We start from the raw sequence: 24077 nt of genomic DNA, 5'->3' as shown, positions 1-24077 counted from the left end.
GACTTTACGAAGCCGATTGTTTGATGTCAAGATACTTCGGTGTTCCTGCCACCCGCGTATCCGCACGCCTGCTCCTCGATGACTACCCGCCGCAAACCCGAAGACACGCCTGACCACGTCGACGGCATTCTCGCCCAATGGGCACGTGAGCGCCCGGACCTGGATGCCTCGCCGATGGGCGTGATCGGCCGGCTGGGACGGCTCAACCGCCATACCAGCCGCGCCATTGAAGCCGCGCTTGGGGAAACCGGCCTGCAGCCGTGGGAATTCGATGTGCTGGCGACGCTGCGGCGCGCGGGGCCGCCGTTTGCGCTGTCGCCGGGCGCGCTGATCGGCTCGCTGATGATCACTTCGGGCACCATGACCAACCGGCTCGACCACCTGGAGCGGGCCGGGCTGGTGCGGCGCCAGCCCAATCCGGAAGACCGGCGCGGGCTGCTGGTGGAACTGACCGAGGCCGGACGCGAGCGCGTCGACCGCGCGCTGGAACTGCACGTGGCCAACGAGCACCGCCTGCTGGCGGACCTGACTGCGACGGAGCGCGCGCAGCTGGCCGCGCTGCTGCGCCGCTGGCTGCGCATGTTCGAGCCGCCACCGGGCGGTGGCGGCGAAGGCAATGAACCGGCCTGAGCGTCAGGCCCGCTGCGCACGCTCGCGCAGGTCGGGCAGGAAGACCGTCAGCAGGCCCAGCAGCGGCAAGTAGGCGCAATACTCGTACACCGCGCGGATGCCGTGCGTATCGGCCATGCCGCCCAGCACCGCAGCGCCGATGCCGCCCATGCCGAAGGCGAAGCCGAAGAACAGGCCCGACACCATGCCCACCTTGCCGGGAATCAGCTCCTGCGCGAACACCAGGATCGCCGAGAACGCCGAGGCCAGGATAAAGCCGATGATGAAGGTCAGCACCGTAGTCCAGAACAGGCCCACGTGCGGCAGCACCAGGGTGAACGGCGCCACGCCCAGGATCGAGGCCCAGATCACGCGCTTGCGCCCGATGCGGTCGCCGATCGGGCCGCCCAGAATGGTGCCCGCCGCCACCGCGGCCAGGAACATGAACAGGTGCAGCTGCGCGTCCTGGCGCGCCAGCCCGAAGCGCTCCATCAGGTAGAAGGTGTAGTAAGAGGTCAGGCTGGCCATGTAGAAGTACTTGGAGAACACCAGCACCATCAGCACCACCATGGCCCGCACCACCACGCGCGTGGGCACCGGGCCGGCCACCGCGCCCGCGGCCTTGCGCTTGCGCGCGCCCTGCGCCAGCTGGCGCGCATACCAGCCGCCGATGCGCCACAGCACCACGATGCCCACCAGCGCCGCCAGCGAGAACCACGCCAGGCTGGCCTGCTGGTGCACGATCAGCGCAGCCAGCAGCGGCCCCATGGCGCTGCCGCCGTTGCCGCCGACCTGGAAGATCGACTGCGCCAGCCCGTGCTGGCCGCCAGAGGCCATCCGCGCCACGCGCGACGACTCGGGGTGGAAGATCGACGACCCGGTACCGACCAGCGCAGCGGCCACCAGCAGCACGCCGTAGGTTGGCGCCACCGACAGCAGCAGCAAGCCCGCCAGCGTGAACGCCATGGCGATGGCCAGCGAGTGCGGCTTGGGATGCTTGTCGGTGTACAGGCCCACCACCGGCTGCAGCAGCGACGCCGTGACCTGGTAGGTCATGGTCAGCAGGCCGATCTGCGTGAAGCTCAGGTTGAAGCCCCCCTTGAGCATTGGATAGATCGCCAGGATCAACGACTGGATCATGTCGTTGAGGAAGTGGGCAAAGCTGATCGCCGACAGCACGCGGAAGCCGGTGCGTTCGGCCTGGGGGGATGTCGCGGACGGTGTCGCGCCAGCAGGCGCGGAGTCGATGGTTGTGCTCATTGGCGGCTCTCGACAGACGGAAAGCGGCCAGCGGGGGCGCCGGCCTGGAAGGAACTGAGCACCGATGCTAGCTGGCGCCCCGGCGCCTGTCCTGCGAGAATAGGTCCGCAACCTTGGAGAAAAGGACATGCCGCGCGCCCCTCGCCCCGTTTCTGCTTCCGGCGCGGCCCGCCGCCGCCCCCGCGACCAGCATGCGCCCCCTGCCCCCACGCCCGAGACGCTGGCGCTGGGCGACACCTACGCCGATCCCCCGCCCTACGTCCGCTTCGACCGCAGCCCCCTGCCCGTCACCGCCATGGCCGCCGACTACCTGCCCGGCCACGTGACCAACCCGCACCAGCATCCGCACGCGCAGCTGATCCATGCGGTGCACGGCGTGATGGTGGTGGCCACCGCCGAAGGCCAGTGGATCGTGCCGCCCACGCGCGGCATGTGGATGCCGGGCGGCACCACGCACTGGATCCGCATGGTCGGCCGGGTGCAGATGCGCACCGCCTATATCCGCCCCGATGCCGCGCCCGACCTGCCGCAGCGCTGCACCGTGCTGGGCATCTCCGCGCTGCTGCGCGAGCTGATCCTGGCGGCGATCGACATCCCCCTGCCCTATGCCCCCGACACGCGCGATGCGCGGCTGATGCGGCTGTTGCTCGATGAAGTGATGCTGGTGCCGTCGCTGCCGCTGCACTTGCCGCGTCCGGCCGACGACAGCCTGCGGCAGATCTGCGATGCCATCACCGGCGCGCCCGATACGGCGCTGACGCTGGCGGACTGGGGTTCACGGCTGGGGGTGGACCCCAAGACCATCCAGCGCCGCTTTGCGCGTGAAACCGGGATGACCTTCGGCCAATGGCGCCAGCAGGCGCGCCTGCTGGCGGCGCTGGAGAAGCTGGCCGCCGGCAGCAAGGTGGTGGATGTGGCGCTGGACCTGGGCTACGACAGCCCGAGCGCGTTCGCGACCATGTTCAGGCGGCAGTTCGGCGTGCCGCCAAGTGCGTTCTTCCGCTGAGCGGTGGCGCCTGGCCGGTCAGCGCCCCAGGTATCGCTCCACCAGCCGCGTCCAGTAGGCCGCGCCGACGGTCAGGTTATCGTCGTTGAAGTCGTAGCCGGCGTTGTGCAGCAGCGGCTGGTTGGCACCGTTGCCCAGCCGCACGAAGCAGCCCGGGCGCTGCTGCAGGAAGTAGGCAAAGTCCTCGCTGCCGGCGATGCGCGCGGCCTGGTCCACCACCTTGCCGGCGCCGACCAGCTCCTCGGCCACCTGGCGCGCGAACTCGGTCTCGCGCTCGCTGTTGACCAGCACCGGGTAGCCGCGCACATAGTCGACCTCGGCCACCGCGCCGTAGCCCTCGGCGTGCGACGTGGCCAGCTGGCGGATGCGGTTCTCCACCGATGCGCGCACCTCGGGGTTGAACGAGCGCACGCTGATCTCCATGCGCGCGTTGTCCGGGATCACATTGGGCGCGTGGCCGGCGTGCAGCGTGCCGATCGTCACCACCGCGGTCTCGTTCGGGTCGACATAGCGCGCCACCACCGACTGCAGCGCCATCACCAGGCTGCCTGCCACCAGGATCGGGTCGACCGACTGGTGCGGGCGCGCGGCGTGGCCGCCCTTGCCGCGGATGGTGATGGTGACCGTGTCGCACGCCGCCATGAAGGGGCCCGAGCGGAACAGGAAATGGCCCTGCTCCACCCCCGGATGGTTGTGCAGCCCGAAGATCGCATCGCAGGGAAAGCGCTCGAACAGCCCGTCGGCCAGCATGCGCTCGGCGCCGCCGCCCGCGCCGATTTCCTCGGCCGGCTGGAAGATCAGGTGCACGGTGCCGTCAAAGTTGCGCGTGCGCGCCAGTTGCTTTGCCGCGCCGAGCAGGATCGCGGTATGGCCGTCGTGGCCACAGGCGTGCATGCGGCCGGCGTTGACGCTGGCGTATGGCAGTGCGGTGCGTTCGTGGATCGGCAAGGCGTCCATGTCGGCGCGGATGCCGACGCTGTGCCCGCTGTCCCCGCAGCGCAGGGTGCCCACCACCCCGGTGCCGCCCACGCCGCGCGTGACCGCATAGCCCCACGTCTCCAGCAGGCTGGCGACCAGGCCCGAGGTGCGGACCTCGTCGAAGGCCAGTTCGGGATGCTGGTGGATGTTGCGCCGGATGACTTCGAGTTCAGCGCGGCTGTCCAGGGTGTCGGCCAGCGCGCAGTACCGGTGCTTGAGTGGCGACGCGGGGGACGCCGTGAGGGTGGTGCCGAGGTAGGACTCGATTTCGGGGGCGTGCTCAGACATGGTGTTTTGCTCTCTGGCGAAACCTGTATAACCAGTATTTCACGCAGAAAACGCGAGCGAAACGCTAAGTGTGCGTTTACCTGTAAAACCATGTAATCGGGCCCGTTTCGGCACCGGAACTGTTGCCCTAATCGTACGCTTTGTATGGAAACCCAACGCTTTGTGTGAAAGCGTATCGATGGGGAACCATTGGGGATGGTGTATTTGCCCGCAGCAGCGCTGCCGGCATGCGTCACCCCGAAGGGTGACGCGCTGCCACGGCCCTGCCCTCAGCGTTCGCCGCCGTAGGGCACCACTTGCTGCGTCTGCTCGCCCAGCCCGTCCACGCCCAGGCGCATGGTGTCGCCGGCCTTCAGGAAGCGCGGCGGCTTGAAGCCCATGCCCACCCCCGGCGGCGTGCCGGTCGCGATCAGGTCGCCCGGCAGCAGCGTCATGAAGCGGCTGACATAGCTGACCACGGTGGCCACGTCGAAGACCATGGTGGCGGTGCTGCCCTTCTGCACGCGCTCGCCGTTGACCTCCAGCCACAGGCCCAGCGCCTGCGGGTCCTGCACTTCGTCGCGCGTCACCAGCCACGGGCCGGCCGGGCAGAAGGTGTCGCAGCCCTTGCCCTTGTCCCAGGTGCCGCCGCGCTCGATCTGGAACTCGCGCTCCGACACGTCATTGACCACGCAATAGCCGGCCACGTGGTTCAGCGCCGCTTCGCGCGAGACATTGCGCGCGGTGCTGCCGATGACCACGCCCAGCTCCACTTCCCAGTCTGTCTTTTCCGAGCCGAATGGCAGCATCACCGCGTCGTTGGGACCATTCAGCGAGCTGTTGGCCTTCAGGAACACGATCGGCTCGGCCGGCAGCGGCATGCCGGCCTCGGCGGCATGGTCGGCATAGTTCAGGCCGATCGCCACGATCTTGCCGACCCCGCTCCAGGGCACGCCGAAGCGCGCGCCCTCGATCACCGGGAGCGACGCGGGGTCCACCTGCGCCAGTTGCGCCAGTGCCGCCGGCGCCAGCTGCGCCGCGCCGATATCGGCCACTATGCCGGACAGGTCGCGCACGCGGCCGTGCGCATCGATCACACCCGGGCGCTCGGCGCCTGGGTTGCCTACTCGAACCAGTTTCATCGTCGTTGTCTTCTTGAGGAGTTCAGGCGGATTTCTTCAGGCCCGCGTTGCGCCCGCCGGCTTCGGCCAGCGAGCGTGCCACCACGTCCAGGACTTCCCGGGCGGTGTTCTCGGAGTGCTCGCGCAGCACCTGCGCCAGGCGCGGGCGGCCGGGTTCATGCAGCGCCGCCATGATGGCCTCGTGCTCCTCATGCGACTCCTGCCAGCGCAGCGAGTCGGCATTGGCCGCGCCGCGCGCGCGGTGGACCTTGCTCATCAGCGAGGCATAGACGGACGCCAGCACCGGGTTGGCGGCGCCGTCGATGATGAGCTGGTGGATTTCCTGGTTGATGCGGAAATAGTCGGTGCGCCGGCCCGCGGCGTGCGCATCGATCATGGCCCGGTGGCGGCGGTCCAGGCGGGTCATGGCCGCATCGCTGAGGCGCTGCGCGGCCAGTTCGCCCGCCAGCGCCTCAAGCCCGTGCAGGGTCTCGAAGGTGGCGCGCAACTCATCCAGGTCCAGCGGCGCCACGCGGTATCCAATGTATTGCCGGTGCAGCACCAGGCCCTCGGCCACCAGCACCTTCAGCGCCTCGCGCAGCGGCGTCTTCGAGACGTCGAACGCCTCGCAGAACGCGCGCTCGTCGATGCGTGCACCGGGGGGCAGCTCGCCCTCCTCGATCATGGTGCGAAGCCGCGCGGCGATTTCAGCGGACATGCCGAGCGTGCGCAGCCGCGGAGTGTTGGAAAGCGTTTGTGTCACAGACATCACCAGAACCGGGAAAAACACCAGACAGAGGCTAGCATACTCCAAAATTTTTCGTTGGCAACTAGTAAAATCAATGACTTACGAGCGTTGTAATTACAGATTACGTATCCTATACTGCGTCCTGTTGCGCGAGACAACTATCAAGACGCGTGGCACCACTATTCGAAACCGCCTCAAAGGACAACGAAGGAGACGCCGCCATGGAAACGACAACCCGGGCGACAGTGATGACGGAGGGCAAGAGCTCCGTACGCTGGAAGATTTTTTTGATGATGCTGTTGCTCGTCGCGATCAATTACATTGACCGCGCCTCGCTGTCGGTGGCCATGCCACTGATCGCCAAGGAGTTCGATCTCAGCCCCGCCGCGCAGGGCCTGATCCTCAGCTCCTTTTTCTGGACCTACGCCTTCATGCAGATCCCGGGTGGCATGCTCGCGGACAAGTACAAGCCGCGCATCGTGATCGCCTGCGCCACCGTGTTCTGGGGCTTCTTCCAGGCGATCGCGGCGGCCTGCACCAACGCCACCTCGCTGCTGCTGACCCGACTCGGGCTGGGCGCCGCCGAAGCGCCGATCTACCCGGCCGGCGGCAAGCTCAACGCCATCTGGATGACGCAGAACGAACGCGGACGCGGTGCCACGCTGCTTGACGGCGGCGCGCCGCTGGGCGCAGCGCTCGGCTCGCTCATCATTGCCGGGCTGATCAGCGAACTCGGCTCGTGGCGCATGTCGTTCGTGGTCGCCGGCGTCGGCACCGTGCTCGCCGGCTTCGTGGCCTGGTGGTACATCCGCAATTCGCCGCGCGAACACAGCGGCGTCAATGAACTCGAAGCGCGCCACATCGAGGAGGCACAGGCACGCGAGCACAGTGCCGAGCCGGCCAACCTGTCCGGCCGTTCGCTCGACTTCTTCAAGTACCGCTCGGTGTGGTGCATGGCCATCAGCTGGATGTGCTTCAACGCCGTCTTCTACGGCCTGCTCACCTGGATGCCGACCTACCTGAGCAAGGCGCGCGGCTTTGACCTCAAGACGATGGGCGGCGCGAGCTTCATCATCTTCATGAGCGGCTTCGTCGGCGAACTCGTCGGCGGCTGGATTGCCGACAAGTGGAAGGAAGCCGGCGGTCGCCCCAACGTGGTGATGCGCACCCTGTTCGGCATTGCGGCCGTGGTCGCCACCGTGTCGATCTTCTCGGTGGCCTATGTCACCGACGCAGTGGCCGTGGTGGCGCTGCTCTCCTCCACCCTCTTCTTCCTGCGCTGGTGCGGCCTGTTCTGGTCCGTGCCGTCGATGCTGGCCACGCGCAACAAGATTGGCTTCCTGGGCGGCCTGATGAACCTGGGCGGCAATATCGCCGGCATCAGCGTGCCGATCATCGTTGGCCTGATCGTGCAGGCCACGGGCTCCTACTTCCTGGCGCTGATGTTCTTCGCGGCAGCCGGCGTGGGTCTGTTGTTCGCTTCCACCGCGATCGACTACGAGACCAAGATCCCGGTCTGATCCCCTGCTGCACCGAAGGACCCACACTCAAACATTGCCTCATGCAAGGCAAACCACACACGCTGCGCCGGCCGCTACCGGCGCAGCGGTGGAGGAGACATGTCATGACCCGCTTCCCACGTATGCTGGCCGCCGCCCTGCTCGTGCTGGGCGCAGCGCAGGCGCAGGCCGCGCCGGCAGCGCCACCGGCACCTGCCGGTGATGGACTGCCGACCGCACAACCCGAAGCCGTCGGCGTCGATTCGGCCAGGCTCGTCGCGCTGTCCGAATGGATCCGCCGCGACAAGCTCGACGTGCGCAGCCTGCTCGTCATCAAGGACGGCAAGCTGGTATTCGAGCGCTACGGCGACGGCCTGGCGCGCGACTACAACCACGAGCTGTATTCCGTCACCAAGTTCATCAGTGCCCTGCTGGTCGGCACGCTGGTCGGCGACGGCAAGCTGAGCGCCGAAGACGCGCCTGCGCCGCGCCTGGCTGCCGCGCGCCCCGACCTGGCCGGCGCGCTGGCAGACAAGCAGGCGATCCAGCTGCGCCACCTGATGTCGATGTCCAGCGGCCTGTCGTACAAGCTGGTGGAAGGCACCGACACGCTCTACTACGGCGTGCCGGACCGCCTGCGCGTGGCGGCGACCGCCGCCGTGCGCACCAAGGCCGGCGCCGAGTTCGACTACATCGACGTCAATCCCGTGCTGGTCGGCGCCACCATCACTCAGGCCGCCGGGCAGCCCGAAGACCAGTACGCCAAGGCGCGCCTGTTCGGCCCGCTCGGCATGAGCCACTACCGCTGGGACGGCGCCGACGGCAAGGGCGCGGTCTCGGGCGGCTGGGGCCTGCGGCTGCGCTCCATCGACATGGCCAAGCTCGGCATGCTGATGCTGAACGAAGGTCGCTGGAACGGGCAGCAGATCGTGCCGGCCTCGTGGGTCGCACGCATGACCACGCCTGCGGGTCCGGCGAAGGACTATGGTTTCTACTGCTGGGTCAACAACATCGTGCAAAGCGAGCGCGAGTTCAGCGCGATGGGCTACAAGGGCCAGTTCATCACAGTGCTGCCGAAGCAGAACGCGGTGATCGTGATGAACAGCATCATGTCCACGCAAGGCGGCCTGCGCGATGCGGCATACCTCGACCTGTACCGGCGCATGGTCAATGACTACGTGCTGCCCGCGCTGCAGGCCGGCAAGTCGGTCAAGCCCGACGCCACGCGACAGGCGGCATTGCGCAAGGAACTGGAACTGGCGCGCAGCAGCCAGGGCGTACCCGGCACCGCCCTCGCCTTCAACGACAAACCCGAACAATAAACAACCGAAGCGGCGCCGCCCCCGACATATCCAGGCGGACGGCGCCCGCTCACTCCTGAGAATGACTGAAATGACCAAGCAAATCCGCCTCGGCATGCTGACCCCGTCTTCCAACACGGCGCTCGAACCGATCACCAGCGCCATGGTCAGCGGCCTGCCCAATGTCAGCGCGCATTTCTCGCGCTTCACCGTGACCGAGATCTCGCTGCGCGACCAGGCCCTGGGCCAGTTCAACCTGGACAAGATCCTGGCCGCCGCCAGCCTGCTGGCCGATGCGCGCGTCGATGTCATCGCCTGGAACGGCACGTCTTCCGGCTGGCTCGGCTTCGACAAGGATGAAGCGCTGTGCAAGCAGATCACCGAAGCCACCGGCATTCCGGCCACCACCTCGGTGCTGGCGCTCAACGAGATCCTGGAAAAGACCGGCGCGCGCAACTTCGGCCTGGCCACGCCGTACCTGGACGACGTGCAGCAGCGCATCATCGCCAACTACGAGCGCAGCGGCTTCAACTGCGTGGCGGAGAGCCACCTGGACCTGCATGTGAACTACAGCTTCGCCGAGGTCGAGGAAGACACCATCCGCGAGATGGTGCGCGGCCTGGCCCGGCACCAGCCGCAGGCCATCACCACCTTCTGCACCAACCTGCGCGCCGCGCACCTGGCCGAAGAACTTGAAGCCGAAACCGGCATTCCGCTGTACGACACTATCTCCACCGTGGTGTGGAAGTCGCTGCGCCTGTGCGGCGTGGACACACGTGAGCTGCGCGGCTGGGGCCGCCTGTTCCGCGAAGTGGAGTAAGCCGATGTCCACTCACGACAGCCTCGACCTGGTGATCCGGCGCGCGGACGTGGTCACTGCCTCTGACCGCTTCCGCTGCGATATCGGCGTGCGCAACGGGCAGATCGTCGCGCTCGGCCACGCGCTGCCGCAGGGCGCGCGCGAGATCGATGCCGATGGCCTGCTGGCGCTGCCCGGCGGCGTCGATGGCCATTGCCACCTCGACCAGCCCATGCCCGACGGCCTGCGCATGGCCGACGACTTCTTCACCGGCACGCGCGCCGCGGTGTGCGGCGGCACCACCACCGTGATCCCGTTTGCCGCGCAGGAGAAGGGCGCTTCGCTCAAGGCTGCCGTGGCGGACTACCATCGCCGCGCGGAAGGCCGCGCGGTGATCGACTACGCCTTCCACCTGATCGTGGCCGACCCCACGCCGGCGGTGCTGGCCGATGAACTGCCGGCGCTGATCCGCAAGGGCTACAGCTCGTTCAAGGTCTACATGACCTATGACGACCTGAAGCTGTCCGACCGCGAAATGCTGTCGGTGCTGGACGTCGCCAAGCAGAACGGCGCGCTGGTGATGGTGCATGCCGAGAACGCCGACTGCATCTCGTGGCTGACCGACAAGCTGGTCGGGGAAGGGCGCATCGCACCGCGCTTCCACGGCCTGGCACGGCCCGCCGCAGTGGAGCGCGAGGCCACGCACCGCGCCATCACTTTTGCCGAACTGGTCGACGTGCCGATCCTGATCGTGCATGTCTCGGGCAAGGAAGCGATCGAGCAGATCCGCTGGGCACAAGGCAGGGGGCTGCAGATCCTGGCCGAGACCTGCCCGCAGTACCTGTACCTGACCGCCGACGACATGGCCCTGCCCGGCGACGACGGCTACGAAGGCGCCAAGTGCGTGTGCAGCCCGCCGCCGCGCGACCCGGAGAACCAGGCCGCGGTATGGCGCGCGCTGACCAATGGCGTGTTCAGCGTGTTCTCGTCAGACCATGCGCCGTTCCGTTATGACGACCCGCAAGGCAAGCAGCCGGGCGGCGAACGTCCTTCATTCGAGCATATCCCCAACGGCCTGCCGGGCATCGAGACGCGCCTGCCGCTGCTGTTCGACGGCGTGGCGCGCGGCAAGCTGTCGCTGCACCAGTTTGTCGAGCTGACCTCGTGGCGGCCGGCACGGCTGTATGGCCTGTATCCGCGCAAGGGCACCATCGCCATCGGCGCGGATGCGGACATCGTGCTGTGGGATCCGAACAAGCGCGTGCAGATCCGCAACAGCGCGCTGCACCACGCAGTGGACTACACGCCGTACGAAGGCATCGAAGTGACCGGCTGGCCGGTGCATTGCTTCTCGCGCGGCGAGATGCTGGTGCGCGATGGCCAGTACCAGGAACCCCAGGCCGGACGCGGGCAGTTCCTGCCGGCGGGCGCGCCGATGCTGGGCTGATCGCCAAGCCTGCAGCCAACCCATTCCGAACATGAAACTCCTGATCGTCAATCCCAATATCAGCGAATCCGTTACGGCGCTGATCGAGGCGGAAGCGCGGCGCACCGCCGCCGCCGCCACCACCCTGCAGATGGCCACCGCGGCCTTCGGCGTGGCCTATATCGAAACCCGCTTCGAGGCGCTGGTCGGCGGCTATGCCACCGCCTGCGCCGCCGCGGAACACGCCGGCCAGTTCGACGGCCTGGTGGTCGCCGCGTTCGGCGACCCCGGCCTGGCCGGCCTGAAAGAGCTGTTCGACGTCCCGGTCGTCGGCATGACCGAAGCCGCGCTGGCCAGCGCCTGCCTGCTGGGGCAGCGCTTCTCCATCATCGCGATCTCGCACCGCATCCAGGCGTGGTACCGCGAATGCGTGGCGGCCAACGGCCTGTCGTCGCGGCTGGCCAGCGTGCGCTCGCTGCAGGAGCCCCTGCGCGATATCGGCAGCGTGCAGGAAGACCATGCCGCGCGGCTGGAACAACTTGCCCTGCAAGCCATCGAGCAGGACGGCGCCGACGTGATCATCGTCGCCGGCGCGCCGCTGGCGGGACTGGCGCGCTCGCTGCAAGGGCGCATCCCGGTGCCGGTGGTGGATGGCGTGTCGAGCGCGGTGCGGCACTGCGAATCGCTGGTGGCCCTGCGCGCCGGCAGCGCCACGCAGGGCAGCTTCGCGCGGCCGCCGCGCAAGCCCAATGCCGGCCTGCCGCCGGCGCTGGCAAAGCTGCTCGACTGAGCGCAACCGAGCGCAAACTGAGCCCTGTGCAAATCTGCAATGCGCGTCCGCAAGGACGCGCATTGCTGCATAAGGGGGGACGATCCTAGACTGCCTGCACGGCCGCCGCATGGCGTGGCGGCCAGGCAACCACCACAGGATCGCAATGAAGCTCTACTACACTCCGGGCGTCTGCTCGATGGCCGTCCATATCGCCCTGCGCGAAGCCGGCCTGCCGGTCACGCTGGCCAAGGTCGACCTGCTCCACCACAAGCTGGCCGTGCCTGAGAACGGCACCGACGACTACTACACCATCAACCCGCGCGGCTACGTGCCGCTGCTGCAGCTCGACGACGGCTCGCGCCATACCGAGGCGGCATCGCTGCTGCAATACATCGCCGACCTGGTGCCCGAACGCGCGCTGCTGCCCGCCGCCGGCACGCGCGAGCGGCTGGAAGCCACCGGCTGGATCACGCTGGTCTCAACGGAACTGCACAAGGTCTTCAGCCCGTGGCTGTGGCACAAGGAAACCGCGCAGAGCACGCAGGACGAATGCAAGGCCAGGCTGCACCGGCGCTTTGCCGAACTCGACCAGCACCTGCAAACGTGCCAGTACCTGATGGGCGATCGCTTCACCGTGGCCGACGCCTATTGCTTCACCATCGTCGGCTGGGCCCGCATCCTGAAGCTGCCGCTCAACGACTACCCGGCGCTGCAGCAGTACCTGTCGCGCGTTGCGGCGCGGCCCGCGGTGCAGGAAGCGATGCGGACCGAAGGGCTGGTGCGCGACTGAACCCGGCCGCGCGCAGAATCGCTCGCTCAGCGCTGCGTGCCGAGCAGCAATTCGATCTTCGCCACCAGTTCCTTGTCGTCCGGCCTGGTGCGGCTGCCGTAGCTGGCCACCACCTGGCCGTCGCGGCCGATCAGGTACTTGTAGAAATTCCACTTGGGCGTGGTGCCGGTTTGCTTTGCCAGCAGCGCGTACATCGGGTTGGCATCGCTGCCGCGCACATGCGACTTGCCGAGCATCGGGAACTTGACGCCGTAGGTGTTGTAGCAGAAGTCCGCGATCTCTTTCTGCGAGCCGGGTTCCTGCGAGAAGTCATTGGACGGGAAGCCCAGCACCACCAGCCCGCGTGCGCCGTATTTGGCGTACAGCGCCTCCAGCCCTTCGTACTGCGGCGTGAAGCCGCAATAGCTGGCGGTATTGACCACCAGCACCACCTTGCCGGCGTACTGGCACAGGTTCTGCGGCGCATCATCCTGCAGGCGCGGGAAGGTGAAGTTGAGCGAGGCGGGGCAGGCGCCCGCGGCAGGCGCCGCGGCGGGCTTGTCGGCGGCGCGCGCGGGCGCCGGCAGCAGGACGGTGCTGGCGGCCGCAAGGGTCAGGGCGGCAGCCAGGCTGGAAAGCAGGGGACGACGGATCATGGCAACGGGGCTCCGGTGGTCGGCTCGCTGTATCGGGTACGCGTAGTTTACGCCGATGGCGGCCGGCCGGATGCGGCGCCCGTCAGTCCATCGCCAGCGTGGCCGCGTGTTCGGTGACGCCGCTGCGCAGCTCCAGGTCCGGCATGCGGCGCACGATCAGCAGCGCCAGCACTGCCGCCGCCGCGCCTGCGGCAAAGATCAGGTGGAAGCCCGATTCCACACCGCCCGCCAGCACCGCGCGCACGGATGGCGACAGTTGCGCAAAGGCCTCGCTGCCGTGGCGCAGCGCGCCCAGGTCCAGTGCCTGCGTGATACCCGAGGCCGCCAGCGCATGGCGGAATTCCAGCGTCAGCAGCGTGCCGGCGAGCGCCCCGCCCAGCGCGCTGCCGAGCGAGCGCAGCACCAGCAGCGCGCCCGTGCCGGCGCCGGTGTCGCGGCGCTCCAGCGCGTTCTGCACGCTCATCAGCGTGGCCACCATGGTCATGCCCAGGCCCACGCCGGCCAGCGTCATCGCCGGCAGCACCACAGCCAGCGGCACCGCCGGCGTCACCAGCGCCAGCGCGATCAGCCCCAGCGCACCGGCGATATAGCCGGCGGTCAGGATGCCGCGCATGCGGCCCACGCGCGGCGCCAGCCACGCGACGATAAAGTTGCCCGCCACGGTGGCCAGCAGGAACGGCATCACCAGCAGGCCGGAGGTCGATGCATCGGCACCGCGCACCAGCTGGAAGTGCAGGGGCAGGGCAAAGATGCACAGGAAGATATCGAGCGCGGCCAGCGCCGAGGCGGCCACGCCCATCACATAGGCACGGTTGGCAAACAGGCGCGGCGGCAGCATCGGGTCTGCGGCGCGGCGCTCCTGCCAGGTCAGCAGGACCACGGCGGCCACCGCGACCAGGAGCAGGGCGCCCAGCTCTGGCGAGAGCCAGTCGTAGACGTCGCCGCCCCAGCTCATCGCCAGCAGGAAGGCGACGATGGCCACCGCCAGCAGCTGCGCCCCCAGCCAGTCCACGCGCGCACGCCCGCCACGCGGCGGCAGCATGGCCAGCCCGCGGTAGCACATGAACATCGCCAGCAGGCCCAGCGGCACGTTGACCCAGAACAGCCAGCGCCACGACATATGGTCAGAGACCCAGCCGCCCACCAGCGGCCCGGCGATCGACGCCACCGCCCACACCGTGGCCAGGTAGCCCTGGTAGCGCCCGCGCTGGCGCGGCGCCACCACATCGGCAATGGCCGCCTGCGCCAGCGACATCAGCCCGCCGCCGCCCACCCCCTGCAGCGCGCGAAACAGGATCAGCTGGCCCAGCGACTGCGCCAGCGCGCATGCGACCGAGGCGCCGATAAACAGCGTGATCGCCACCATCAGCAGGCGCCGCCGGCCAAAGCTGTCCGACAGCTTGCCGTACAGCGGCGTGGTCACCGTGGACACGATCAGGTACGCCGTCACGATCCACGACAGGTGGCTGAAGCCGTTCAGGTCATTGGCGATCGCCGGCACCGCCGGGATCACCACGGTCTGGTCGAGCGCGGCCAGCAGGATGCACAGCACGATGCCGCCGATCACCCGCATCACGGCGCGATGGTCGTGGGCGGGCAGGGCCGGCGTGGTGTCCCGGGCGGATGCGGCAGAAGTGGGTGAAGACATGGGCAGGCACGAAACCGCAGCAATGTGCGGTGGAAGCAACGTCAAATGCAGGGAATATCGGCCGGGAACCGCGTAAGAGGGGCGTGACGCCGTCGCGGGTGGCCTAATTCAGCAAACGCATAATTATATGCGGCCAGCAAATATCGCGCTTGCGATGACGGATGTCTGACACATCACTTGCGTGATGCGATCAGGCACGACGATGCAAGATTGTAGGCGAGACTTCCATTACCCGATCGTCGCACGGGAACTGCCGATCAGCTTGCAGCCGCATTCGCAACCATCCCCCTCCAGCGCAACGGGCACGCCCCCGAACTTCGGCCCGGAGGCCTGAATGATCTTGTTACGCCCATGGGGCCGTCCGTCCGGATAAACCTGCGGGCAATCCACCTCGTCATGCAGCCGCGCAACGGCGCGCCCCCAGAGCTTGTATTTGGGGGAACCCGTGGCCACCACGCCATTGTGGTCGGTCATATCGCCAACCGTGATGATGCGGCGGCTCATGTGCTGGCCTCGCCCATCCACGTCCAGACCACCAGCGCTTCGTCTGATGGCGAAAGCCCGAAGCGGATCATCGGCATTCCTTTTTGCCGCAGGATGCCGGACTTGCTGGCCACCCAATCCGCCTGAGGGTGTCCGGGCCGAAGCGAGGCGCGCCAGATGCCGGACAGCGGGGTGGTTTCGCCCGAGCGCACCGTGACCGGATCGCCGGTCTGCGTCGGCGGCGCGTTGACACGGAAACGCACACCATCCAGCAGCCTGTCCCAGAGGGCTACAGCTTCCTCGTCCGTCAGCGATGCCTGATCCGCAGCGCCGATGCGATTGGCCGCCACCTTCGTGTACATCTTGGCGCCGATCACGGCCGGATGCAGCGTCGTTCGCTCCCTGCCAACAGCTTCCCACTCGAAGTCATGTGTGCCATCCGCACGGCGGACCAGCGATTCTTCCCCTTGCCAGACGCCGACCGCGCGCTTGCCCTCGCGCAGGGTCGTCAATTTCGGGTAGCGGCTTCCCAGATACTTCCTTTGCTCGGCAATCGAAGTCAGCAGACCACGTTCGTCGTCCACGCTGGCCAGCTTGTTGGAGTCCACGGAAAAGCTGACATCGGGCAGGCTGGGCAGCCGGATGCCTGCACCAAAGATTTCCTGGTAGCTGCCGGACGCGTCCGCGACGAAACCGTGGTCGATGCAGACGCCGGGGGCCGTGGGAATGTCTGCGTTGTCGCGTGCCCGGATGCCATGCACTAAGGGAGCGAGCTTATCGCCACCAGTAAACCACTCGAACAGATTCGAACCAGATGCTACGAAGGTATGCTTCATTTCCACCCCGTAGTCGATCGAGAGCTGGTCTTCAAAATATCGAATTTCCCAGCTTCGCGAAGTTGCCGCCTGACCAAAATAGCTAATCTTGGCAGTTCGATCCTTACTTAGAATCTCGCGACGAAATGACTCCGCTCGTTCTTTCAGGCGTTCCGCTTGTCCGACGTGCGTAATAATTTTGCCGGGAAACTCCCGGAATCCCCACAGCATCTCGGCTTCGGCCGGGACTTCCATCACATAGCGGCCAAAGCACACCGGTTTGGTCTTGGCGAAGAGGGTCTGCAGGCGCGGCGACAGCGCAACGGGTTCCGACATCTTGTTCTCCGGATACGCAAACGATTGGCAGCCCGCGAGCAGCAGGCTGGCCAGAATGATTGCAAAGCCACGGCGGGTCATTGGCCCCACCATGTCGCGGTGTTGGCAATCTTGATGATCGAATACAGCGCGCTCGCCAGCACCTGGTCATTCTGATAGCTGCCCTGATGCTCGTAGCCAGTTTGCCGGAATAGCGTCCCGCGCACGGCTTCGGCTGACGCCTTGGCGGGCACTGTCTGGTCACCTGCATCGACCGGCGGCTCCAGCCGTAAGGTGAGCGGCTGGTTGCTTCTTGTACGCACCACGATGCGGCCCTCGGCATCCTCACTTTCGAACGTCCACGTGAGGGGGTCGCCATGTGGTACCAGATCGGCAGTGTCCGCCCGCCAGGTCACGCTGCCATAGCATTTCTGCGAACTGTCCTCGCCGTAGCTCGCATAGGTCGTGGGGTGGTACAGATCCTTGATGTTCTTGTGGAAAAGCTGCGCGGCGGCAATCCGCTTCTTCGCAAGTGCGTACGGCTCCGCCCCTCTAAGATCCTTATCTGCCGGATTAATCCATTCCGGATTCAACAGTCGCCACCACGCCTGAGGATTGCGCGTGTAGATGTCGTAGACCGGATCGCCCACCGCCATCGGCGGTGCCGGCTTGTCCACGCCCAGCTTCTGATGCAAGTCCAGATCGCTCAGATACGCCTTCAACGGTGCATCCGATGTAATCGGCAGCGCCATGGCCTGCCGGTAGTCGCCGGTCTGCAGACGCAACCATCCTCGCGGGTAGGAGGCGGTCGGCAGCAGCTCCAGCGGCCCCGAGGCATTGGCAAAGACCGCCGTCACTTCCTTGCCCGTTCTGCCCATGACATTGCGGGCAATGTTCCCAACCAGATTGTCCTGCACGTCGGACCCTGCGCGCACCCGCTTGTAGGCCGCCCCGGCCCCGAGCGCAGGCTGGACGCCATGGTAGACGCCGAGAATCTTGTCCTGCGCGTTGCCATAGTCCGGATGCAGCAGGGCGCGGGCCACCAGGCCACCCATCGAGTGCGTGACGACGATCACCTTTTCACACTGCCGCCCGTTGGCCTTGTACATCTCGATGATTTCGTCGATGCGCTTGGCCAGTTTCTTTGCGGACGTGCCATTGCTTTCCAGCCAGTTGTAGCCCATCGCGTAGACCGGATACCAGCAGTTCGCCACGCGCAGGATATCGGCCTCGCTCAGCGCATCGCCGGCGCCGCCCCAATAGGCGGGGTTGACGCCCAGCACTTCCACCTTCTTGCCCTTCTTCCAGGTCGGTGAGAGCTCTCCGTCAGTCAACGGTACCAGCATGTCGTTCAGGTGAGCCTCCATGAGCTTGATCACCTCGCCATAGGTCTCGAACATGACTTCGCTCCACCCGCGCCAGCGGGCCTTCTGCGCGGCGGTGGCCTCGTGCTTGCCACGCTTGGCCTTCCACTGTTCGGCGGCAGGCGGCAGTGGCGCGCTCAGCAGCAAGCCGATATCGGGCAGCCCATCGGGGACGTTGCCGTGCCGCTTGTCGGAATTGACCGTTTCCTCGCCGGTCATGTCGAACTTTCCGGCGTCCTCGGTGATCTCGTAACGGTCCACTTCCGTTTCATCGGGATCGAAGTTCATTTGCCGCCGGCCCGGAGAGTCGTTGCGGCGGGCGAGCGTGTCCCCAAAGTCATCCGGCCGCCAGGCAATGTTGTCGTCGCGCTCGAGATCCTCCTGCCGCTTCCGGCTCATGCGAAGGTGGCTCCCCATGATGCCCGGCAGGAAGATGACCGGAATCACCTTGTCAGGCGGCACGGGCAGACTGACGCGGCGCGTGTCGGTCGAAGGCGTCAGCGCAATGGTGGCGCCTGCATGGCCGCCGATCTCTTCGCCGGTTTTCAGATGGATGCGATCAGTTTCCATGGGCCACTCCCAGGATCTTTACATGGATGTTTTCTGCGCCCTGGCTTTGCTGGAGTCTGGTCAGCCCATCGGGACCGGTGATGCCCTCGATCACGCTGCCATCGGATTGGCTCAGGCGGAATTTCCAGTTTTTGGCGGGCGAGCCATCAGGGCGATGCAAGTACACCTCCTGATCGAAGTCGCTCTGCGGCAGCGCCAGGGCGCTGGGGTTCATGCCGTCCGGGCTATCGACACTGAGATCGGTCGCGTGAATCTGTTTCACCCCGCTCATGCCCTCGACGATCTGCGAAGGGGTCACGCGCATATAGGTTTGCCCGACCTTGAACAGAATGCCCTGATCAGCCTCGAACACGATGTCCCCAAGCGCGCGGAAGTGAATGTGGCGTTTGGCGGTGCCCTTGATGTCGCCGTCCTGCGCTTCGAGCGCAATGTGGTCCGTGGCGGCCACCAGTCGAATACCTAGGCTGTGCGCGAACAGCGCAATCCGTCGCGCCGCACTGGCAAAGATTCCGCCGCTGCTGACGAAGGAAGCGTGTTTGCCGGTCGTGACGGCCAGATGCTCGCCGCTGTGCAATTGCGTGGATCTGGCGGTCGTCGCCGCCAGCCCGGCCGCAGAGGCCAGGACGAGATGGGGCGCGGTCAATTCATCATTGACCTCGCCGGAGCCGCGGATTTCGTCATGCTGCGCCTTGAGCGCCTTGGCGACGTCCTGCTGTTCCTCGTCCTGCGCGTGATGGTGCTGCGCGAGCTGGCCGGTGGTGTCGTGGGCATGCTGGGCCTGATGCAACCGCTCAACCGTCTCGCCCATGTCCTTGTGGTGCGCCCTGGCATCGGGCCGGGCCTCGGTGCTGATCAGCAGCCCATCGCCCCCGCGCACGGCACCGTGCCCATCGGTGCGCAACTCGAAGCCGTTGCCGCGATGATCCTGGCGGCCCCGGTTGTCCTCGATGCGGCTCAGGTAGCCCAGGCTCAGTTGCGAGCGCTGGTAGTCCGAGGACAGTTGGGATTGGATTTGTCCCTTGGTGTCGTCGAACACCAGATGGCCGCTGCCGGCGCCATCATGTTCGCGGCTGCGAATGCCGGTCAGCGCGTGCTGATGCGGTAGCTGCCACGGCGGCATATTGAGGCTGTTCGGCACCGCGCCCATCACAATCGGCTTGTCCGGATCACCGCCGTCCAGGAACATCACCAGCACTTCACTGCCGATGCGCGGGATGCTGACCTGGCCATACTGCGAGCCCGCCCATGACGTCGCCACGCGCACCCAGCAGGACATCTTGTTGAAGCGGTCCCACGGAAACTGCACGCGCACGCGTCCGAACTGGTCAGGCCATACGGTATGGCCATCGGGGCCAACTACCGTCGCGCTTTGCGGGCCCGTCACCACTGGCCACGGGATGCTCAGTGCCGGGCGGAAGACCTCATGGGTGGGGTGGCACTCGAATTCCACCCGGCAGTGCCACCGCTGGTCTTCGCCGGAGGCTTCGGCCACGTCTTCCAGCCTGAGGCTGGTGCTGAGCACCACGTACTCGCGGTTGGCGGCGTGCTGGGGGTGTCCCTCAAGGTGCATGGTGCAGCCGGGCACCACGGCACGCAGGTTGCCGGCGCCGAAGCAGCGCAGGCCGCGCGAACGGATCTCCTCCATGCGGATGCGGGCGATCATGTCGCCTTCGTCCCATGGGCGGTTGTCCGTGGCGGGCTGGGCGTGTTCACTGGGGAAGTCGTACACCTCCTGATGCAGCGCGCCAGTGTTCAGGCCCGTGTCTCGCGGGTCCGAACTGCAGGCGGTCAGGTTGCCGCGCGGCTGGGTGAAGCTGTAGGCATTGGTCGTGTACTTGCCTGCGACCACGGCATCGACGACCGAGAAAGCATCGATGTGTTCCTGGTCGACCCGGGCGCCAGGCGGATGGATTTCCAGCACCTGATACGCCTCGCTCGGCATGTTGAAGTAACCGCCGACGTGATCGGCCAGAACCAGGCGGTGCTTACCCTCCGAGTGTTCGAAGAACCACGATATGCCCCAGTGCTGCATGAGGCGGGCGATGAAGGTGTAGTCGCTCTCATCGCACTGGGTGCGGTAGACCCGCCTGGGGTATTTCGCCACGTCGAGCCTGCGCTCAACCGGAAAGGAGTACGCGGACAGGACCTCTTCGATGATCTCGATATCGGTGCGATTCTCGAAAACGCGGCTGTTTCGGTTCTGGGAGGCAATCCACAGCCAGGGGCGCAGCGTCAGTCCGTAGACGAAGTGCCGCCCTTCGGCGCGCAGGTAGCGGGCACGATCGACGATGCCGCTGATCTCGCGAGTGCCTGCGCCAATGCGTCCCGCCAACCCCGTACCCATGCCGTCGAGTTCGATATGCACGGTCAGCTCGCGCCCGTTCATCTCGCGCAAGTCGAAGTTGCCTTCCGGGCCGTGGAAGTTGTAGGCCTTGTCCGGCGTCTTCAGTTCGATGTCGTATTCGAACAGGCCGCAGACGCCCTCCTTGCCCTCCAGGCGCACGAAGGTGAAGGGGGATTGCCCGGGGATTTCCGGCAAGGCGGGGCCGGAGACCGTGACGGTGCGGGCGGGAAAAGGCAGGTTGTCGCGGATACCCATGCTGGCGGCCTCCCGGGATGAGGATTACCGCAAGGCACCCGTGTTACGCGCGAAGCACCTTCTGCGGAGCACAGGCGATGTTATCCGCAAAACGTGCGTTACACGTGCCAAAGATTGCAACGTTTAGCAGAAAACCAGCCAATTAGGACGATTCCTAGCCATCATGCGGCACATTGCGCTGCTGCCAGCCTGTGCGATGACGTGCCTGTGTCGCCTCATGGCGGGTATCGTCCTCGGCATGCAGTTAAGCCGATTAAGCCTCGCGAGTGGTTCCTGTTGCAGTAGTAGACGCAGGCTAACGGCAAGAGGCCAGTTGCGCGAGCGGGCGCCGGTGGAGCCATGGTCGAGTATGAATACCGCGTGGTCGCGCCCTATTCCGCGATCCTGCAGGACAAGCTGATCGTGGAATCGCAGCAGCCGCGCCGCCTGCCGTTGCGCACCGGCGTGGGGGCGCCGCCATCTGCCTGGCGGCAGATGGGGTGAAGTTCGGCACGCTGGGCTAGCCGGCGGCCGCGCGCGGGATCGTGGACGGGGCGGGCGCATGCAATGCGACCTGGCCCCCGAACACGACAGGCCTAACGCCCGCCCCCGGTGATGTAATGCTCCAGCTGCTCGATGATGAACTGCTGCTCGGAGATGATGTCCTTCACCAGGTCGCCGATCGACAGCATGCCGATCAGCTCGTCACCTTCCATCACCGGCAGGTGGCGCAGCCGGTGCCGGGTCATCAATGCCATGCATTCGTCGGTGGTCTGGCTGGCGCCGACGTAGATCACCGCGTGGGTCATGATGTCGCGCACCAGCGTCTCGCGCGAGGTGCGCTGCATCAGGATCACCTTGCGCGCGTAGTCGCGCTCGCTCAGGATCCCCTGGATCGCACCATGCTCGATCACCAGCAGCGCGCCGATGCCTTTCTCCGCCATCAGTTGCAGCGCGGCGTAGACGGTCGCCGTGGGCGGGACGCTGTAAATGGCCTGACTCGGCTTGGACTCCAGAACCTGGCGTGCGGTTTTCATCACCAACTCCTTTTCCGTCGACAATGCAATGCGGCTGGCGGTGCCTGCTTGGGTGCCAATGCAATCAGAGTAGCAAAGTAACGCGCGCCGTCACAGGGTGACTTACGCGAATCTTTGTAAGCATCGTTGTGACGCCCGCATGGCAGCCGTGGGGTCAGGGTAGCGCATCGGTCGCTTTCTCGTCCAGCGCCGCCAAGCACAGCGCCTGCATTTCGGCCACCCATTGCGCCGGCTGCAGCGCCGCGCCCTGCAGCAGCAGCCGATAGCGGCGCGCCCCCCAGACCGCCAGCACCAGTGCCTGCACCTTCGCGGCATCCGGGGCCGTGGGCAAGTCGGGGCAAGCGCACAGCGCCCGGCGCCAGGCCCCGCAGAACTCTTCGAACACGCGCTGTGGTGCTTGGGCTCGGCGATGCGCGGCTCCAGCCCGATGATGTCGACATCGAAGACGATGCCCGTGGCCTCGTCGTCCGCACCGCAGGCGATGGCGACCAGCCGCCGCACGCGGGTGCGCCAGTCGGTATCGGTTCCCTGCGTGACCTCGGTGTCGATGCGCTTCAGCATGCTCTCGACCGTGTGGCGCACATAGCCCGACGCCAGCGCTTCCTTGCTGGGAAAGTACTCGTACAGCGTGCCCACCGAGAACCCCGCCTCAAGCGCCACCGCGCGCGTGGTCACGCCGTCCCAGCCATCGCGGCGCCAGATCCGAACAAAGGCGTCGTAGATGGCGTTGACGGTGAAGTGCGCGCGCCGCTGCGAAGGGCGCTTGAGCGGCTTGCTGCGCGGCGTGGCGGGCCGTTTCAGGTCGCCCGCGGCGGGCGCTTCGTTTCCGAACCCGGCGGCGTTGGCGCGGCGATAGATTCTTGGCATCGGCCTCACGGAAGTCATGGCGAACATTGCACGCCGGACGGACGGGCCGCGAACCAGGAGAAGACATGGCAGCAACTGAACCGACCCTTGCCATCACGCGGCTGTTCAGCCGCAAGGATGCCCTAAACGAAAGCCGGCTGGAAGCCGCGCACGAACCCGCCACCGCCGCGCCCGGCGAAGTGCTGCTGCGCCTGGACCGCTTTGCCCTGACCACCAACAACATCACCTACGCCGCCTTCGGCGAGGCGATGCAGTACTGGGAGTTCTTCCCCACCGGCCAGCCGGAGTGGGGGCATTTGCCGGTGTGGGGTTTTGCCGATGTGGTGGCGTCCGGCGTCGACGGCATCGCGGCCGGCGAGCGCTTCTACGGTTATTTCCCCATCGCCAGCCATATCCGCATGCAACCCGAGCGCATCACCGTGCGCGGCTTCTACGATGCCGCCGAGCACCGCGCCAGGCTGACCTCGGCCTACAACCAGTACACCCGCGTGCAGAACGACGCCGCCTACGCGCCGGAACTGGAGCACTACCAGATGCTGTACCGGCCGCTGTTCATCACCTCGTTCATGCTGGCCGACTTCCTGGAAGACAACCGCTTCTTCGGCGCACGGCGGCTGGTGGTGTCCAGTGCCTCCAGCAAGACGGCCTATGGCACCGCCTTCTGCCTGCGCGACCTCGACGGCATCGCGCTGACCGGGCTGACCTCGGCCCGCAACCGCGCCTTTGTCGAAGACCTTGGCTGCTACGACAGCACCGTCACCTATGACGAACTGGCATCGGTGCCGGTGGACGAGCCCACGCTCTATGTCGACTTCTCCGGCGACGAATCGCTGCGCGCACGCGTGCATGCGCATTTCGGTGACAGCCTGGTGTACGACTGCTTTGCGGGCTCGGCGCAGAACACCGGCTTCCTGCGCGACCTGCACCTGCCCGGGCCCAGGCCCGAGTTCTATTTCGCGCCGGTGCAGATCCGCAAGCGCAATGCCGACTGGGGACCGCAGGAAGTGAACCGGCGCTTCAACGCGGCACAGCGCCGCTTTATCGATCATGCGCGCGATCCGGCCAATCGCTGGCTGGCGCTGGTGGAGGAACGGGGATTCGAAGCCGCGCAGGCAAGGATCGCGCGGCTGGCGGCGGGGAGCGGGGCGCCGCAGGAGGGGTATGTGGTGGTCGTGGGGTAAAAGCTGAA

The 24077-nt window shown here is 66.5% G+C and carries 22 protein-coding genes; 10 read left to right on the top strand and 12 right to left on the bottom strand.

Going from position 1 to position 24077, the window contains the following annotated elements; translation table 11 throughout:
* Positions 1 to 78 precede the first annotated feature (78 nt).
* A complete protein-coding gene (locus RS901_RS06595; protein ID WP_316152179.1) occupies positions 79 to 630 on the top strand; it encodes a MarR family transcriptional regulator in 552 nt (183 codons plus the stop codon).
* A gap of 3 nt (positions 631 to 633) precedes the next feature.
* Here the strand turns inward: RS901_RS06595 and RS901_RS06590 are convergent, their stop codons facing one another.
* A complete protein-coding gene (locus tag RS901_RS06590; RefSeq protein WP_316152177.1) occupies positions 634 to 1869 on the bottom strand; it encodes an MFS transporter in 1236 nt (411 codons plus the stop codon).
* A gap of 127 nt (positions 1870 to 1996) precedes the next feature.
* Between RS901_RS06590 and RS901_RS06585 the strand changes: the two genes are divergently transcribed.
* Positions 1997 to 2875, top strand: a complete 879-nt coding sequence (locus RS901_RS06585) for a helix-turn-helix transcriptional regulator (protein WP_316152175.1) — start codon at positions 1997 to 1999, stop codon at positions 2873 to 2875.
* Between the two features lie 18 nt (positions 2876 to 2893).
* On the opposite strand, the gene RS901_RS06580 is transcribed toward RS901_RS06585, so the two are convergent.
* The 3 genes from RS901_RS06580 to RS901_RS06570 form a co-directional block, all read right to left on the bottom strand.
* Positions 2894 to 4141 (bottom strand): M20 aminoacylase family protein, encoded by a 1248-nt coding sequence (locus RS901_RS06580; RefSeq protein ID WP_316152173.1) that lies wholly within the window; start codon positions 4139 to 4141, stop codon positions 2894 to 2896.
* Between the two features lie 269 nt (positions 4142 to 4410).
* Entirely contained in the window at positions 4411 to 5262 is an 852-nt protein-coding gene (locus tag RS901_RS06575) for a fumarylacetoacetate hydrolase family protein (protein ID WP_316152171.1), read from the bottom strand.
* A 22-nt stretch (positions 5263 to 5284) separates the two neighbouring features.
* Complete coding sequence (locus RS901_RS06570; RefSeq protein ID WP_316152169.1) at positions 5285 to 6010, bottom strand: GntR family transcriptional regulator; 726 nt, start codon at positions 6008 to 6010, stop codon at positions 5285 to 5287.
* 200 nt (positions 6011 to 6210) lie between these two features.
* Here RS901_RS06570 and RS901_RS06565 point away from each other — a divergent pair, with 200 nt between their 5' ends.
* From RS901_RS06565 to gstA, 6 genes are all read left to right on the top strand, one after another.
* On the top strand, positions 6211 to 7509 hold the full coding sequence (locus RS901_RS06565) for an MFS transporter (RefSeq protein WP_316152167.1): 1299 nt from the start codon (positions 6211 to 6213) through the stop codon (positions 7507 to 7509).
* Positions 7510 to 7613: 104 nt separating this feature from the next.
* Positions 7614 to 8810 (top strand): serine hydrolase, encoded by a 1197-nt coding sequence (locus tag RS901_RS06560; RefSeq protein WP_316152166.1) that lies wholly within the window; start codon positions 7614 to 7616, stop codon positions 8808 to 8810.
* A 70-nt stretch (positions 8811 to 8880) separates the two neighbouring features.
* Positions 8881 to 9609: a maleate cis-trans isomerase family protein gene (locus RS901_RS06555; protein ID WP_316152164.1), complete on the top strand. Its 729-nt coding sequence runs from the start codon at positions 8881 to 8883 to the stop codon at positions 9607 to 9609.
* 4 nt (positions 9610 to 9613) lie between these two features.
* A complete protein-coding gene (gene hydA, locus RS901_RS06550; protein WP_316152162.1) occupies positions 9614 to 11035 on the top strand; it encodes a dihydropyrimidinase in 1422 nt (473 codons plus the stop codon).
* Between the two features lie 31 nt (positions 11036 to 11066).
* The gene (locus RS901_RS06545) at positions 11067 to 11804 is read left to right on the top strand and encodes an aspartate/glutamate racemase family protein (RefSeq protein ID WP_316152160.1); all 738 of its coding nucleotides are present in this window, start codon (positions 11067 to 11069) and stop codon (positions 11802 to 11804) included.
* Between the two features lie 145 nt (positions 11805 to 11949).
* Positions 11950 to 12576 carry a glutathione transferase GstA gene (gstA, locus tag RS901_RS06540; RefSeq protein ID WP_316152157.1) on the top strand — a complete coding sequence of 209 codons (627 nt, stop codon included), beginning with the start codon at positions 11950 to 11952 and terminating at the stop codon, positions 12574 to 12576.
* A 26-nt stretch (positions 12577 to 12602) separates the two neighbouring features.
* Here gstA and RS901_RS06535 read toward each other — a convergent pair whose 3' ends face one another.
* From RS901_RS06535 to RS901_RS06510, 6 genes are all read right to left on the bottom strand, one after another.
* Complete coding sequence (locus tag RS901_RS06535) at positions 12603 to 13211, bottom strand: glutathione peroxidase (protein ID WP_316152155.1); 609 nt, start codon at positions 13209 to 13211, stop codon at positions 12603 to 12605.
* Positions 13212 to 13293: 82 nt separating this feature from the next.
* Entirely contained in the window at positions 13294 to 14859 is a 1566-nt protein-coding gene (locus tag RS901_RS06530; RefSeq protein ID WP_410054159.1) for an MDR family MFS transporter, read from the bottom strand.
* Positions 14860 to 15087: 228 nt separating this feature from the next.
* The gene (locus tag RS901_RS06525; protein ID WP_316152154.1) at positions 15088 to 15363 is read right to left on the bottom strand and encodes a PAAR domain-containing protein; all 276 of its coding nucleotides are present in this window, start codon (positions 15361 to 15363) and stop codon (positions 15088 to 15090) included.
* On the bottom strand, positions 15360 to 16574 hold the full coding sequence (locus RS901_RS06520; RefSeq protein ID WP_316152153.1) for a T6SS immunity protein Tli4 family protein: 1215 nt from the start codon (positions 16572 to 16574) through the stop codon (positions 15360 to 15362). The genes RS901_RS06525 and RS901_RS06520 overlap by 4 nt, the downstream gene beginning before the upstream one ends.
* Complete coding sequence (locus RS901_RS06515; RefSeq protein WP_316152152.1) at positions 16571 to 18406, bottom strand: lipase family alpha/beta hydrolase; 1836 nt, start codon at positions 18404 to 18406, stop codon at positions 16571 to 16573. Before RS901_RS06515 ends, RS901_RS06520 begins: the two co-directional genes overlap by 4 nt.
* Positions 18396 to 21005 (bottom strand): type VI secretion system Vgr family protein, encoded by a 2610-nt coding sequence (locus tag RS901_RS06510; protein ID WP_316152151.1) that lies wholly within the window; start codon positions 21003 to 21005, stop codon positions 18396 to 18398. Before RS901_RS06510 ends, RS901_RS06515 begins: the two co-directional genes overlap by 11 nt.
* Before the next feature lie 339 nt (positions 21006 to 21344).
* Here RS901_RS06510 and RS901_RS06505 point away from each other — a divergent pair, with 339 nt between their 5' ends.
* Positions 21345 to 21488, top strand: a complete 144-nt coding sequence (locus RS901_RS06505) for a hypothetical protein (protein WP_316152149.1) — start codon at positions 21345 to 21347, stop codon at positions 21486 to 21488.
* Positions 21489 to 21580: 92 nt separating this feature from the next.
* Here the strand turns inward: RS901_RS06505 and RS901_RS06500 are convergent, their stop codons facing one another.
* Both RS901_RS06500 and RS901_RS06495 read right to left on the bottom strand, forming a co-directional pair.
* Complete coding sequence (locus RS901_RS06500) at positions 21581 to 22021, bottom strand: CBS domain-containing protein (protein WP_316152148.1); 441 nt, start codon at positions 22019 to 22021, stop codon at positions 21581 to 21583.
* A gap of 102 nt (positions 22022 to 22123) precedes the next feature.
* On the bottom strand, positions 22124 to 22915 hold the full coding sequence (locus RS901_RS06495) for a TetR/AcrR family transcriptional regulator (RefSeq protein ID WP_316152146.1): 792 nt from the start codon (positions 22913 to 22915) through the stop codon (positions 22124 to 22126).
* Positions 22916 to 22953: 38 nt separating this feature from the next.
* Here RS901_RS06495 and RS901_RS06490 point away from each other — a divergent pair, with 38 nt between their 5' ends.
* A complete protein-coding gene (locus RS901_RS06490; RefSeq protein ID WP_316152144.1) occupies positions 22954 to 24069 on the top strand; it encodes a DUF2855 family protein in 1116 nt (371 codons plus the stop codon).
* The last annotated feature ends 8 nt before the right edge of the window (positions 24070 to 24077 follow it).

Source organism: Cupriavidus sp. BIC8F (assembly GCF_032465815.1).
GTDB lineage: Bacteria > Pseudomonadota > Gammaproteobacteria > Burkholderiales > Burkholderiaceae > Cupriavidus > Cupriavidus necator.
This window is presented reverse-complemented; position numbering and strand designations above follow the sequence as displayed.